Consider the following 13,849-nt stretch of genomic DNA (forward strand, 5'->3'; position numbering starts at 1 on the left):
TGTATAAGACGTTAAAGTTGCAAATACTTACGAGTGCGGGTTGATAAGGCTTGAACAAAGCATGTGCCAGTCCGGCTTTGTCGATCTGCAGCTCTGGCGGTTTTCATGGTCTGAGCCATGCAGCACCTGTCTTTACCGGATATGAGCGATTTCATGGTTGCGACCGTCATCCTGGGCATGCTCTGCGTGCATCTGTTGTGTTTTTGCGTACTGTTCATGCTGATCGGTCGCAGATTGCCCGGCAGGAAAATGGGCATGGAGGTCTTTGCACTGGGCAATCTGCTGCTGGGTTGTGCCTATGTGCTGCAGCTGCTGGGCGGCAAGCCGGGCTGGAGTGCGGTGAGTGTCCTCAATCACACGCTGACTCTGTGTGCTCCGGTGGTCTATGCACTGGGCGCGATGCGCTTCTTCAATCGTCCGACTCCGGTGTGGCGGCCACTGCTGATTCTGGCGCTGGTCTATAGCGCGGCGCAGGTGCTGGTGCATTCAACACTGGGTCTGGAGGCACGCCAGGCCATGCTGGCCGGGGCCTGTGCCTTGCTGTTTCTAGGTATGACGATCACCTTGCTGCGGGGCATGCGCAGCTTTGCCAGGAACATGGTCGTGGAGATGGTGGTCTTTGCCATTCTTATCGGCGGCATCTGCACTCTCAATGCGATGAAGTTCGTGCTGATCCTGCAGGGCGGCTTGCAGGCTCTGGACATGAACAGCCGTTTTCAGATGGTGTTCTATATTTATATGTCCTTTCTCGGCACGGTGATCCCGCCAGGCGCCGTCTGGCTGGTGTTGCGACGACTTACCGACGAACTCAGCAGCATGGCCGCGCAGGATCCACTGACCAAGCTGCTCAATCGGCGGGGCCTGCTCAACGGGCTGGAGGCGCATTTCGCGGCTGCTAAGGGGGTGTCCGTCCACCTGTTGATCGTGGATATTGACCATTTCAAGCGCATCAACGACAACTACGGGCATCAGTTCGGCGACATTGTGCTCTGTCGGGTGGCGGAAGTGATTCAGCAGAGCACGCGCAGAAGTGACCTGAAATGCCGTTTGGGCGGTGAGGAGTTCGTGGTTCTCTGCCCGGGACTGCAGGAGGATGAAGCTCCTCAACTGGCCGAAAGAATACGTGCCGCGATTGCCGAGATCGCGATACCGGGCATCAGCCTGCATGGCCGCGTTACTTGCACGGCAACGATTGGCGTTTCCCATCCCTTCGTCGCTTCGCATGCATTTGACGTCGCGCTGCAGCAGGCCGATGCGGCGCTTTATCGAGGAAAACGCGCGGGGCGCAATCGTGTTCAGTGCGTGGGTCTCGAAGACCTCTGGCCGCAGGCAGCCCAAGGCCCGGCAGCAAGATCAAGCCCCTCCATCAGAGAAAGGGCTTGAAGGCGCTCAGGCTGCAATCACCGTCACGGCATAGCCCTTGCCGCTGGCAATCACGTCCAGCAGTCGATCGATATTGGGATGGGCACCGGGGCGTGCCTTGGCGTCTTCGGTGTGCTCGGCAAACAGCTGCAGGCCTTCTTCGGCAGCCGCCACGTTGATGCTGCCATGTTTGGCGTAGAGCGCGTTGTAGACCGTGACCGAGCCAGCTTTGCCGGGTGCATTCGGAATGCTTGCGGCCAGCTTGCCGTCGGAGTCGATCAGCTGCAACTCGGAGATATGGGCAATGGAAGGAAGTTGCTTGAGGTTGTCGGCAAAGGCCATGGTGTGCTCGCGATGGTCGCTGTGATGGAAGCCGCTATTGTGGGGGCAGCCTGAGGGCCTGTTCAGCTTCGAGCGCTGTTTTGCTCCAGCACCCGCAGTGCCTGCTGCATCTGCGCAAGCGTTGGCGCATATTCGGGCAGTTCGGCAATTTCATCCATTTCGCGTTGCATCAGCTGTTGCACCTGTGCTGCGAGGTCCTGCCACTGAGAGACGCTCATGTGAGCCTGGGCCGTCTGCAGCAAGTCGGCTTGTATTTCATATGACAGCGAGAGCTTACGCACCACATTCAGGGCAAATGGGGGGCACAGCAGAATTTGAAATGCTGTCGAGCGCGCGAAGGCCAGGTCGCTGCGGCCCTGCTTGCCATGGCGCAGGGCCAACCAGCCCAGCCAGGCCGTGCTCAGATAGATGAGTGCCAGTGCAGTCAGCTGCATCAGTTCGGAATGCAGTACCAGCAAGGCGGCGGGAAGGCCGAGAAACAGCAGCACTGCCAGCAGATACAGCGGCAGCGCAAACGCCCTGAAGCTGCCGGCATGTGCCTCCACAGCCGTGGAAAATACCGCATCACCGGGCAGATGAATCCGTGTGGCGCTCCAGCGCTGCCGGTACACGGGCCGGTGAAGTGCAAAAATAGGCAGCCATAGCAGGCGTTTCTGCCGCAGCTCGAAGCCCCGGCTGGCCAACTGTGCCCGCCATCCCGAGCGCAGCGGGCGCAGCAAACCCTCTTCGGGCTTGAGCAGCAAGGCCGCGTCATAAAGATAGAACAGGACAATGGCCAGAACTACCTGCAGCTGCGTGGAGATCGTGAAATACAAGACGGCTTTCGGGACAAGACAAACCCCGCGATCTTAGCGATGCGCGGGGCGGGGTTACGGAGGTTGAAGCAGCAGCTGAACTAATGCTTTATTCGGCGGCTTTCTTGCGGCCAAACAATTTGCCTATGCCTGCGAACAGCGCGACCGCTGCGGCGGCGATGATCTTCCAGCCTGCAGCCAGAAAGCCTGCAATCGCACCCCACAGACCTTTCTTGGTGGCAACCGCGGCCGCACCGCCGAGCACCAGTGCGCCCAGGCCGATGGCGGCGACCTTGTCACCGTTCTTGAACTCGGCATAGGTCTGGCCGCTGTTGTAGTCGAAGCCGGCGAGCACCTTCTTGAATTCATCGGTGTTCTGGGCCAGCGTGGCGGTGTCGGAGACCAGGGTGGCCGTCATCACGCCGCTGCGGCCCAGAATGCGCGAGGTGTAGTTGACATTTTTTTCACCTGTTTCACCACGCAGACGCAGGCCCCACTCCAGTTGCTTGGTGGTAGTGTCGTAATGCGGGGGCACCTGCCAGCCATCGGTGTACAGTGCTTCAAGGCCGAGTTTCTTGCGCTGTTCGTTGCCAGCCTTGTCGCCTGCCTGCATGGATTTGAGCAAGTCGTCGGCATCGATCTTTTCGTCGTCCTTCACATATCCGGTGTCGTCATATGAGAACACGGCAAACCAGTCCAGCGATTTGGGTGCTATCAAAAAGTGATCGCTGGTGGGCGGGTTGCCAAATGCTTGCAAAAGCTTGGAGGTGTCGGCCTGTCCGAGAAAGGCATAGCCCGATGGAATCTTGACGCTGGCCTTGTCGGCGATTTCTCCCTTGCCGCTTTCCTGCCAGTGCAGGGCCTTGATTTCAGGAGGTAACTCCTGAGTGGCTTCAGTCTTGGCCCAGACGCCCAGAGAAAGTGACAGGCCGAGAACGGCGGCCGCGATGGACTTGAACATTCAATGAACTCCCATGTTATGAATTTATTGAGGAAAGCTATTGGTAATAGCGAACTTGATTTCACATACGCATTCGAATCATCGTCGTTGATTCGCAAGCGAAGCATAACGTGGCTCAAACTGAGCTGACAAAGTAGCAGGATTGATAGCGCAAAGCGTCAGTAATATCGGACAAACAGCATGTTTTAAAGAAATTTCTTGGAGATCGGTCATATGCGCAGTGCCATATCTTTCTTACAGGGGCATGCCAATCTGGGCATGGGCAGCTGGTATCTTGGCCAGGGGCGGCGTAGCTGGGACGTGGAGAAAGCGGCCTTGCTCACCGGGCTGCAGCTCGGCCTGAGCGTGATCGACACCGCCGAGATGTATGGCGATGGCCTTTCGGAGGAATTGATTGGCGAGGTCCTGCGTGACTGGACGCCAAGTCGGCCCCGGCCTTTTCTGGTCAGCAAGGTGCTGCCCATGCATGCCAGCCGCAAGGGAGTGACGCGCGCGTTCGAGGCCAGTGCCTACAAGCTGGGAGTGGACTGTATCGACCTCTATTTGCTGCACTGGCGCGGCAATACGCCGCTGGCCGAGACGGTAGCCGCGTTTGAGGATCTGAAGACGCAGGGCAGGATTCGTCATTGGGGCGTTTCCAACTTCGACACCGACGATATGCAGGAGCTGTGGCAAGTTCCGGGCGGACGCAACTGCGTGGTCAATCAGGTGCTCTACAACGTTTTCAGCCGTGGTATCGAATATGACTTGCTGCCCTGGTGCCAGAAGAACGGCGTGGCCGTGATGGCCTATTGCCCGCTCGGGCACGGGGAACTGGTTGAGCAGAGCCTGCTCGCTGAAATCGGTGATCGCCATGGTGTCAGTGCCAGTGTGGTGGCTCTGGCCTGGGCTCTGCGCAGCGGCAGAGTGCTGGCAATCCCCGAAAGCGGCTCCGAAGACCATATCCGAGACAATGCCCGTTCACTGCAGTTCAGGCTCGGCGCCGAGGAACTGGCGCTGATCGACGCTGTTTCGCCCCCGCCACGCTTCAAGCTGCCGCTGGACATTCTCTGAGCAAGAAGGATTTCAGGCTTGGTCGAGGTGGTGTCATGGGCGATGAACCGTGAGATCCTCGCTGCCCGTACCAGCACTCAGACCAGAACCCAGTCCCGTGCCCAGCCCCAGGCCTCCCGCACCCAAGCCTGCGCCCTGACCGCCGACGCTTGCGCCTGCGCCACCACGGCTGCCCGAACCCTGAACTTCACCTGCCTTGCGATTCGCACCGGCGCCCCCGGTACTCGGCCTTGCCGGGCCCTGGGATGGTATCTGGAGATGCGAGGGAATAGGTTCGAGATCCAGAGCGTCGCGGATAAAGCCGCGCAGCGAGGTGACCAGCGCGGCAGTCTCTATCGGTCGACCGGCCACCATATCCTGCGCTGCCCGGGCTGCCAGTTCCACTTGTTCCTCGGTACCCAGCAGGATGATGTCGGACAGCGCGGCTTCCACGGCATCCCGGATGCGACGCCGGCGCTCGTTCAGGCTCTCGCTGGCTGGCGATTGCGGTGACGTCTCATCGTTTTGCCTGAGGTCGCGCAGATGCAGAGGACTGACGCTCAGCGTGCCTGTGAACGAGCTGCCCAGCGTTTTGTAGGCGGCGATCAAGGTCTTGAGTCGCTCGTTGATCTGCCGGTTCTCACGCTCGCGCCGCTTTTGCACGGTCTGCATGAATAACAGGCGAATGCCCATCATCAGGCAGGTCACCAGCAACAGTCCCAGCACTGTGGAGAGCAAGGAGGTCCAGGAGCTGAAATCAAGCGAAGAGCGCATGGAGTTCCTTCAAACGGAGTCGTTGGTCATGAAAGCGAGTTTGCACAATTTTTATGCGATCCGGGCGAGAGTGACTCGTGCCTGCGGCGCCTATGGCAATGCATGTCAATCGGTCTCGTGTTTTGCCATATGCTAGATAGTTGACATATCACTTAGCTGAGAAAAAAGAGACAACGTCGTGGAGCCAGTGACTAGCCGGGGCCTGAACCCCTCATGGATCATCGTCGCAGCCGGCGTCAGTGCCTCGCTGCATGTAGGCAAGCTGCCGCCCGCTGTTCCCTTGCTGCAGCAGCAACTGGGCGTGTCCCTGGTGCAGGCCGGATTTCTGCTCTCCACTGTTCAGGTGGCGGGCATGTTGCTGGGCCTTTTGGTGGGGCTGGGCGCCGACAAATGGGGGCTGCGTCGCAGCCTGCTGACGGGGCTGATGCTGATGGCTGTGTCCAGCGCGGTGGGCGCTGCGGCCACGGGCTTTGCCTGGCTGCTGGCGCTGCGCGCGCTTGAAGGTCTTGGGTTCTTGCTGGTGGCCATGCCTGCACCGGGGCTGATACGCCGTGCGGTCAAGCCGTCCGAACTGGGGACACGTATGGGGTGGTGGGGTTCCTATATGCCCATTGGCAGTGCCATGGGCTTGCTGCTGGGGCCCTGGGTGCTGCAGGCAAGCAGCTGGCAGGTCTGGTGGATTGCGCTGGGCTGCACCTCTGCCTTGGCTGCCTATGCGGTTTGGCGCATGGTGCCTGCGGATGATGCAGCAACAGATGCCCGTGCAGCCACGGCTGATGAGGGCTGGCGTCCGCGTCTGGCCCGCACCTTGCGCAGCCCCAGCCCCTGGCTGGTGTCGCTGGGCTTTATGGTGTATTCGAGCCAGTGGATGGGGGTTGTAGGATTTTTACCCACCCTGTATGCGGAGGCCGGCCTCGGCGCCAAGCTGGCCGGCCTGCTGACTGCCGTGGTCGCCGCCAGCAATATGCTGGGCAATGTGGCCGCAGGCAGGTTGTTGCATCGGGGCTGGAGCCCCGCGCGCTGCCTGCAGACCGGCTATGTGTTGATGGGGCTGACGGCGCTGCTGGCCTATGTGCAGGTCGGCGGCGAGCCCTTGGCACCGCTTTGGCTGCGCTTCGTGGCCGTGGCGCTGTTCTCGGCGACTGGTGGCCTGATACCGGCTACCCTGTTCACCACGGCCATGCACCTGGCGCCCAGCCCGGCCACGGTATCCACCACCGTGGGTTTCATGCAGCAATGGTCTTGCGTGGGGCAGTTTGCCGGTCCACCACTGGTGGCGGCCGTGGCCATGCAGATGGGCGGCTGGCAGTTCACCTGGATGGTGACGGGCAGCATGTGTGTGCTGGGCTGGCTGCTGGCGCTGGGAGTAGGGCGTTGCTGGAGCCGTCTCAAGGCCTGAGTGTGATGGATCTGCTCTGTATTTATGAGCTGAAAGCGCATTCTGAATGGGCGCTTTGGGGCGATTTGATGATGTTCTCTTGCTCCGGCGCATGGGCATGACTTGCAGCTTCCGCATGATTCGGGTCCGAACTGCGGTTACGCTGCAGTCTTGTGGAGGTCCATGATGCAAAAGCGCCAGTTTCTCGCCACCGCAGCTTCGCTGACGGCATTGTCATCAACGCCCTGGCTTGCGGGCTGTGCTTCGCGCCGTTCCAGGACCGCAGTCAGGCCCGCCGAGATGATCTTCTACGGCGGCCCTATTCTCACCATGAACGACGCACAGCCCCAGGTGGAAGCCGTGGCGGTGAATGCCGGAGTTATTGCCGCCATCGGCTCGCTGCAGGCACTGGAATCCTTGCGCGGCCTCGGCACGCGCATGGTGGACTTGCAGGGGCGTACGCTGATTCCGGGCTTTGTGGACCCGCACAGCCATATCGGCGGCGTGGGGCTGCAGGCCATTTCGGCCAATCTGCTGCCTCCGCCCGACGGCGGCAACGCCTCTATCTCTGATTTGCAGCAGACGCTGCGCGAGTACATCCAGACCTCGCCTGAGGTCAAACAGCTGGGCATCGTGCTCGGTTTTGGCTATGACGATTCCCAGCTCCAGGAGCGGCGTCATCCCACACGTGACGACCTTGATGCCGTTTCGCGTGATCTGCCGATTGCCGTGATTCATCAGTCAGGGCATTTCGGTGCTCTCAATTCGGCAGCTCTGGCCCGTGCCGGCATTGGTCCGGGCACACCCAACCCCGAGGGCGGAGTGATTCGTCGCCGTGCCGGCAGCCCAGTGCCCAATGGGGTGCTGGAGGAGAACGCCTTCTTCCACAGCCTGGGCAGGATCATGCCCAAGCTCACGCTGGAGCAGTCCATGGACTGGCTGGAAAAAGCCCAGCAGCTTTATCTGGAGTTCGGCTACACCACGGTGCAGGACGGTCGCTCCGACGCAGGCGCGATCGCCTCGGCCATGGCGGCTGCCGAGGCGCGTCGGCTGGTCATCGACGTGGTGTCCTATCCCGACATACTGCAACTGGGTGATGGCGCGCTGGCCAACAAGCTCAAGTTCAGCCGTAGCTATACCAATCGTTTCCGTATTGGCGGTGTCAAGCTCACGCTTGATGGCTCGCCCCAGGGCAAGACGGCCTGGCTGACCGAGCCGTATCTGGTGCCGCCCGATGGCCAGAAGGCTGGCTACCGTGGCTATGGAGTGCTAAGCGATGCCAGGGCCAACGAGCAGGTGGCCAAGGCCATCCACAACGGCTGGCAGATTCTGGTGCATGGCAACGGCGATGCGGCGATTGACCAGTTCATCGCTGCCGTGCGTGCCAGCGGCCCCGTAGAGCAGGCGCGTGCCGTACGTCCGGTGCTGATTCACGGTCAGACGCTGCGACGCGACCAGGTTAGTCAGCTCAAGGAGTTGGGCATTTTCCCGTCGCTGTTTCCCATGCATACCTTTTACTGGGGCGACTGGCACCATGATTCGGTGCTGGGTGATCCGCGCGCGCAGAACATCTCGCCGACAGGCTGGGTGCTGGGTGAGGGCATGGTGTTCACGTCTCATCACGATGCGCCTGTGGCCCTGCCATCGTCTATGCGTGTGCTCGATGCCACGGTGAATCGCACGACGCGCTCAGGTCGTGTGCTGGGGCCGGAGCATCGCGTCTCGCCTTGGGTGGCGCTCAAGGCGCAGACCATCTGGTCGGCCTACCAGCATTTCGAGGACGACCGCAAGGGCTCCATCGAGGTCGGCAAGCTGGCCGATCTGGTCGTGCTTTCGGACAACCCGCTGACCGTGCCGCCGCATCAGCTTTCCAATCTCCAGGTGCTGGAGACCATCAAGGAAGGGCGCACGGTTTACAAGCGCGACGGGTCAAACTTCTGATTTGAGGGCCGCTTGCGATTGATAGGTATGCGTTTTGGGGAATGTTTTCACGCATCACGCGAGCCGATAAGGGCGCGCAATGCACGCTCCAGTTGCTGGGCGTTTTCGTGCACCAGCAACCATTCGGGCTGAAGTACTTCCGTCGGTGCAGGTGATGCAGGGCAGTTATCCATGGTCGCCAGTGGATCATCAGCCTTGAGCGCTACCACGGTTGGCTGGTTGGCTAGATCCAGACAGGCGTGCGTCAGCCAGCGGCAGTAGTCGGCTATCGCGGCCGGCGGCGGCATCCTGGTGTGGGCAGTGGCGCGGTTCAGACTCTCGGCCAGCAGCAGAGCCGTGGCATAGACGCGCACGGCATGTCGGTCATAGCGACGGGTGACAAAGGCCAGTCGCTCTGCGTTGAGCCGTCCGCGCAGGGACCAGCGGCGCGAGGAATGGGCCTGGCCTACAGCGGCGCGCAGGGCGGCCAGCGATTCATGCGCCAGCGATAGCTGTCCGAGGGCAGTTTCTGCCGCATCGGCTTTTTGCTGCTGGCAGGCCTTGAGAATCAGATCCAGACCATTGGCAAGCTGCTTGAGAAAGATCGAGGCGGCTCGGCCCATATCCTTGATGGGATTGGAGGTCAGCAGCACCTGGCTGAAGATAAGCCCGACCGCAGCACCGACCGTGACGTCCAGCAGACGGGCTCCGCCCGCCATGCTGGGGCCGAGCACCAACACCAAAATCACCGAGACCCCGGCTTGAATCGGCACCACGGGCGCGGGGCCGATGATGGCGCCGAGCAGGATGGAGAGGAATGCACCAAGACTCATGCGCAGCAACAGATGCTGCTCGGGCAACTGCCACAGCAGATCGCCGATCACGATGCCCAGTGTGCAGCCTATGAGCAGACTGCGCGCCTGTTTCAGATGGCTGGGCAGCCCCGGGGCGAGGCAGATCACGGCGGTGACCACGGCGAAGGCAGGCTTGGGGTGGCCCCAAAGCTGCTGGGCGATGACCCAGGCCAGCATGCTGGCCAGTGCAGCGGCAATCGCATCACGCAGGGCCAGCCTAGCCCGCGATGGAAAAGTGGTCTTGGCACGGCGCCAGGCCAGCATGAACGGGGTGCTCCAGCGCAATCTCAAACTCCTTGGCATGGCTGTCAATCAGACTCTGATTCAAGGATGTTAGAGGGCGCCGTGAGATTGCCCTGTGGGAAATACGCCACGTCACCGGAAAATGCAGCCGGCGGATCAGTCAGCAGTGTCGTCGTACTGAGGCGGAGTCTTGCGAAATCCACTGGTGATGATGGACAGATAGGCAAGGCCGATACTGCCCCAGATGATGCCCGAGATCAGCGAGCGGGACTCTACCTCCAGCCACATGGCGCCTACGCTGATGAAGCCCAGCAACGGGGTGACAAGATAGCGTAGCAGGTCGCCCAGGCTGTGCCAGCGGCCCTGGCGCCAAATATATTCAGCCAGCACCGACAGATTGACAAAACTGAAAGCCGTCAGCGCGCCGAAGCTGATCAGGGCGACCACATATTCCAGGCTCAGAAAGCCAGCGGTCAGCGCCACCGCGCCCACCAGCACAATGTTGTAGGAAGGCGTGAAGGACCTGGGGCTGATGTGGCCGAAGAAGCGCTGGTGGATCACGCCGTCGCGGCCCATTGCATACATCAGGCGCGATACACCAGCGTGAGCCGCGATGCCCGAGGCCATGACGGTGATGATGGCAAAGGACAGTACCACTGACCTGAACAGCGCGCCGCCCACCAGATAGAGGATCTCGGGCTGGGTTTCGTCCACGGCCTCGAAGTACTGACCGGGGTCACCGGGGAAATATAGCTGCAGAAAATACGTGGCCACGATGAAGATCAGGCCAGAAATCAGCGCTGTCAGAAAAATGGCCTTGGGCAAGGTGTTTCGGGTGTCGTGGGTTTCTTCGGCCAGTGAACTCAGCGAGTCAAAGCCCGTGAACGAAAAACAGAGAATGGTGGCTCCCGTAATCAGTGCGCCGATTTCGGCCTGGGCGCTCCAGAAGGGCGACAGCGTCCACAGGCCCTGGCCGCCATGTTCGGCAATCGCGCCCAGGACATTACGGTCTGCATGCAGATCGCGCCAGACCATAAAGGTGAAGATGACGATGATGAGCAGTTGGAAGAAGACGATCAAGCCGTTGAAATGGGCGACGAATCGAATGCCGCGCAGATTCACGCAGACCATCAGCGCGGTCAGACTGATGATCCAGGCCCAGTGGTTGACCTCGGGGAACATGGATGTCAGATAGATCTTGGCCAGCAAGATATTGACCATGGGCGAGAGTAGATAGTCCAGCAACGACGACCAGCCCACCATGAAGCCCACATTGGGGTGAATGGCCTTTTGCGCATAGGTGTAGGCGGAGCCCGAGGAGGGGTAGCGCCGGATCATGTGGCCGTAGCTCAGCGAGGTCAGCAGCACTGCCAGCAAGGCAACAAAGTAGGAGGCGGGCACATGTTGCAGTGAGTCGCGCGAGACCATGCCGAAGGTGTCCAGCAATGTCATCGGCTGGATATAGGCCAGGCCGATGATTACCACATGCCATAGCAGCAGAGTCTTTTGCAGGCGAGTGGGGGATGAGGTCGAGGCTGCCAAAGGTGGGCGATCAGTCAGTGCAGTCATCTTCTACAAGAACAAGAGAGCCGGCACAAAACCTGCACGGGCCTGCGCGTGGCAATGCATTGGAGAGATGAGTCCTCGCTTGGTTGCCACCGTGCTATCAATGGGTTGGGCACACCCTGAAGCAGGGCGCCGTTCTTGGGTCTCGCTGAGCCTTGGGTCGGTCAACAACGAAAAGTCGGCATTATCGGCTTTTGTCGCTTTCGAGTTTATTTATGATGAAAATCGCCTTTGGTTTCAGGCGGTATAAGCATAGTTTGCTATGAATAGAAGAGCTTGCATATGTTGAGTCTCAACTCCCTTGCAGCAGAGACTGAATGCATTGCCATTCGCCTTCGGTCACCGGGGTAATGGAGAGACGATTGCCTTTTTGCAGCACGCGCATCTGCGCCAGCTGAGGCTGCTCGCGTAGTTCCGGCATCAGCAGTGGGCGGATCTTTTTCAATGCCTGCACATCCAGCATAAGCCAGCGCGGTTTGTCTATCTGGGACTTAGGGTCGTAATAGGGGTCCGCAGGGTCGAACTGGGAAGGGTCCACGCGCAGATTGCCGGCAATGCGGGCAATGCCGTAAATCCCAGGATCGGCGCAACTGGAATGCCAATACAGCACGCCGTCACCCACCTGCATATCGTCACGCATGAAATTGCGTGCCTGGTAATTGCGCACGCCATTCCAGGCAATGGTCTGTTCGGGGGACGCCAGAGCATGGTCGATGGAGTATTCGTCGGGCTCGTTCTTCATGAGCCAGTAACGATGGGCTTGGGGGCTGCTGTCGATCATAGGTGCATTGTCGGCGAGGAGGTTGCTGTCTCAGTCATCACGACCACGATGCCAGGGACCGCGGTCTTGCTGCCAATTGCGCACCAGATCGCTATTGCGTTGCAGCAGATTTCGGGTGTCCAGCCAGCGGCCTGGGATGTCCAGCTCGGCTTCTTCCACCACCCGCATACAGTCCTGAATATGGCGCTCGCCCAGATAGCGCAGCGTCGCGTAGCCTATGGATGCAGCTGCGATCTGACCCAGTAGCGGCACATATCTGGCAGCCTGCTTGGTGCTCATGCGCAAACCCATGGCTTTGCCGAGGCGCAGCACCATGTCGCGGGTGATGAACTTGCCGATCAGCACGGAGCCAACCATGGCGATGGCTTTCTGGACTTGCTCGCGCTTTCCTGGCGTGAGTTGGTCGAGTTGCTCTGGCGTCAACCCGAACTCCTGGTTGATGCGCGGATAGAGCTGTGCGAGCAGGGCGGCATCTGCTGCCCAGTCCAGACCGGGTATGGGGATGGCACTGGCGGCAGCGCTGACGAGTGCCCGTCTTCTCAGTAGTTTGCGGGCCCGTTCAGCGGCTTGGGCAATGTCTTTGCGCTCCGCTCTGGTCGCGCTAAGGTTTCTGAAGCTCGGGTCTTTTTTCCACATATTCGATAAGGAGATGTCGGAAATAGAAAAAGGGGCTGGTCGGCCCCTTTATGTCGGAATTCAGATTCAGTTGGCCTTACCGCGCACCATGCCATAAATAAACAAAAGAATCACGGCCCCAATGACCGATGCGATCCAGCCTGCGGCTTGTCCAGGCTGGTACCAACCCATGGCCGAGCCGAGATAGGTGGCTACAAACGAGCCGACGATACCGAGAAGAATCGTCATGATCCAGCCCATGCTGTCATTGCCTGGCTTGATGGCCCGCGCAATCAAACCGACGATAAGACCGACGATGATGGTTCCGATGATGGACATATTCTGTTCCCTGTTGGTGCTTTGACGAAGGTGACTCTACGCGGCCCGACGGTCCGACTCTGTCGGACGATTCTGAATGTCGGCGCGAGCGTGGTTCTTGCATGAAAACATACGGAGGCATGGGCTACATCGGCCACCCAAGGGTGAAACAAAAACGCCTGCAGAAAGCAGGCGTTTTGGTCAAGCCCCGATTCGGAATCAGGGCTGCAATGGGCCCAGGGCGCTATATGCAGCAGCCGTGGTGGCCGAGGCGTCAGCACCTTCGACGCGGCGGGCGCCGTCAAAGCGGCGCGCCCAGTAGGAGGTCTGCATGCTTTCCACACGTACGCTGGCACCGGTGCGCGGTGCGTGGATGAATTTGCCATCACCCACGTAGATACCCACATGGCTGAACGTGCGGCGCATGGTGTTGAAGAACACCAGGTCGCCGGGCTTGAGGTCGCTGCGGTCGATCTGCTGAGTGGCGTTGGCCTGTTCGGCAGAGACGCGAGGCAGAACCTTGCCCATGGTCTGTGAGTAGATGGCACGCACAAAACCGCTGCAGTCGAAGCCAGTTTCTGCGTTGGTGCCGCCCAGACGATAGGGAACGCCAAGGAAGCCCATGGCCGTCACCACCAGATCGGAGGTTTTCTCGGCCACGTTCTGACGTGCTTCGCGCACGAAATCAGTCGTCTTCTCGGCCACGGAGTGTCGAGCTTCACGCAACTGCGTGATGAGGCCGCGGTTGACCAGCAACTGGGCCATGTCGTCGTCACGCTGCTCGCTAGGCGCCGCGTGCGCTGAGGTAACGCCGACAAATAGAAGTGCAATAAGCCATCGGGACATGGGGCGTGAGGGTAACACGTTCATTTGTAGGATGGGGACTCTATTTCCAATTTTTTCTCTTGG

General features: G+C 60.0%; 14 protein-coding genes. 4 read left to right on the forward strand and 10 right to left on the reverse strand.

Translation table 11 applies throughout. The annotated features are described in order from the left end of the window. Positions 1 to 153 precede the first annotated feature (153 nt). On the forward strand, positions 154 to 1,383 hold the full coding sequence (locus tag P353_RS26070) for a GGDEF domain-containing protein (protein WP_034376211.1): 1,230 nt from the start codon (positions 154 to 156) through the stop codon (positions 1,381 to 1,383). A gap of 6 nt (positions 1,384 to 1,389) precedes the next feature. Here the strand turns inward: P353_RS26070 and P353_RS26075 are convergent, their stop codons facing one another. The 3 genes from P353_RS26075 to P353_RS26085 form a co-directional block, all read right to left on the reverse strand. Continuing rightward, the gene (locus P353_RS26075; RefSeq protein ID WP_034376060.1) at positions 1,390 to 1,704 is read right to left on the reverse strand and encodes a DUF2322 family protein; all 315 of its coding nucleotides are present in this window, start codon (positions 1,702 to 1,704) and stop codon (positions 1,390 to 1,392) included. Positions 1,705 to 1,766: 62 nt separating this feature from the next. Then, the gene (locus tag P353_RS26080; RefSeq protein WP_034376063.1) at positions 1,767 to 2,519 is read right to left on the reverse strand and encodes a hypothetical protein; all 753 of its coding nucleotides are present in this window, start codon (positions 2,517 to 2,519) and stop codon (positions 1,767 to 1,769) included. 88 nt (positions 2,520 to 2,607) lie between these two features. Beyond that, the gene (locus tag P353_RS26085; protein ID WP_034376066.1) at positions 2,608 to 3,459 is read right to left on the reverse strand and encodes a DUF2167 domain-containing protein; all 852 of its coding nucleotides are present in this window, start codon (positions 3,457 to 3,459) and stop codon (positions 2,608 to 2,610) included. Between the two features lie 213 nt (positions 3,460 to 3,672). Between P353_RS26085 and P353_RS26090 the strand changes: the two genes are divergently transcribed. Then, a complete protein-coding gene (locus tag P353_RS26090) occupies positions 3,673 to 4,512 on the forward strand; it encodes an aldo/keto reductase (RefSeq protein ID WP_034376070.1) in 840 nt (279 codons plus the stop codon). A gap of 33 nt (positions 4,513 to 4,545) precedes the next feature. Here P353_RS26090 and P353_RS26095 read toward each other — a convergent pair whose 3' ends face one another. Continuing rightward, positions 4,546 to 5,265 carry a hypothetical protein gene (locus P353_RS26095; RefSeq protein WP_034376075.1) on the reverse strand — a complete coding sequence of 240 codons (720 nt, stop codon included), beginning with the start codon at positions 5,263 to 5,265 and terminating at the stop codon, positions 4,546 to 4,548. 178 nt (positions 5,266 to 5,443) lie between these two features. Between P353_RS26095 and P353_RS26100 the strand changes: the two genes are divergently transcribed. Together P353_RS26100 and P353_RS26105 are read left to right on the forward strand one after the other, a co-directional pair. Beyond that, positions 5,444 to 6,664: a CynX/NimT family MFS transporter gene (locus P353_RS26100; protein WP_034376079.1), complete on the forward strand. Its 1,221-nt coding sequence runs from the start codon at positions 5,444 to 5,446 to the stop codon at positions 6,662 to 6,664. Between the two features lie 165 nt (positions 6,665 to 6,829). Beyond that, a complete protein-coding gene (locus P353_RS26105) occupies positions 6,830 to 8,584 on the forward strand; it encodes an amidohydrolase (RefSeq protein WP_034376212.1) in 1,755 nt (584 codons plus the stop codon). A 47-nt stretch (positions 8,585 to 8,631) separates the two neighbouring features. On the opposite strand, the gene P353_RS26110 is transcribed toward P353_RS26105, so the two are convergent. The 6 genes from P353_RS26110 to P353_RS26135 form a co-directional block, all read right to left on the reverse strand. Then, on the reverse strand, positions 8,632 to 9,702 hold the full coding sequence (locus tag P353_RS26110; protein WP_232776928.1) for an FUSC family protein: 1,071 nt from the start codon (positions 9,700 to 9,702) through the stop codon (positions 8,632 to 8,634). Positions 9,703 to 9,816: 114 nt separating this feature from the next. Continuing rightward, a complete protein-coding gene (locus P353_RS26115) occupies positions 9,817 to 11,229 on the reverse strand; it encodes an APC family permease (RefSeq protein WP_034376085.1) in 1,413 nt (470 codons plus the stop codon). A 289-nt stretch (positions 11,230 to 11,518) separates the two neighbouring features. Further along, positions 11,519 to 12,007 (reverse strand): EVE domain-containing protein, encoded by a 489-nt coding sequence (locus P353_RS26120; RefSeq protein ID WP_034376088.1) that lies wholly within the window; start codon positions 12,005 to 12,007, stop codon positions 11,519 to 11,521. Positions 12,008 to 12,037: 30 nt separating this feature from the next. Further along, positions 12,038 to 12,643, reverse strand: a complete 606-nt coding sequence (locus P353_RS26125) for a hypothetical protein (protein WP_034376091.1) — start codon at positions 12,641 to 12,643, stop codon at positions 12,038 to 12,040. 66 nt (positions 12,644 to 12,709) lie between these two features. Next, on the reverse strand, positions 12,710 to 12,961 hold the full coding sequence (locus tag P353_RS26130) for a GlsB/YeaQ/YmgE family stress response membrane protein (RefSeq protein ID WP_034376093.1): 252 nt from the start codon (positions 12,959 to 12,961) through the stop codon (positions 12,710 to 12,712). A 198-nt stretch (positions 12,962 to 13,159) separates the two neighbouring features. After that, on the reverse strand, positions 13,160 to 13,786 hold the full coding sequence (locus P353_RS26135; RefSeq protein ID WP_034349623.1) for a C40 family peptidase: 627 nt from the start codon (positions 13,784 to 13,786) through the stop codon (positions 13,160 to 13,162). Positions 13,787 to 13,849: the final 63 nt, after the last annotated feature.

The organism is Comamonas testosteroni (assembly GCF_000761245.1).
Lineage (GTDB): Bacteria > Pseudomonadota > Gammaproteobacteria > Burkholderiales > Burkholderiaceae_C > Comamonas > Comamonas testosteroni_C.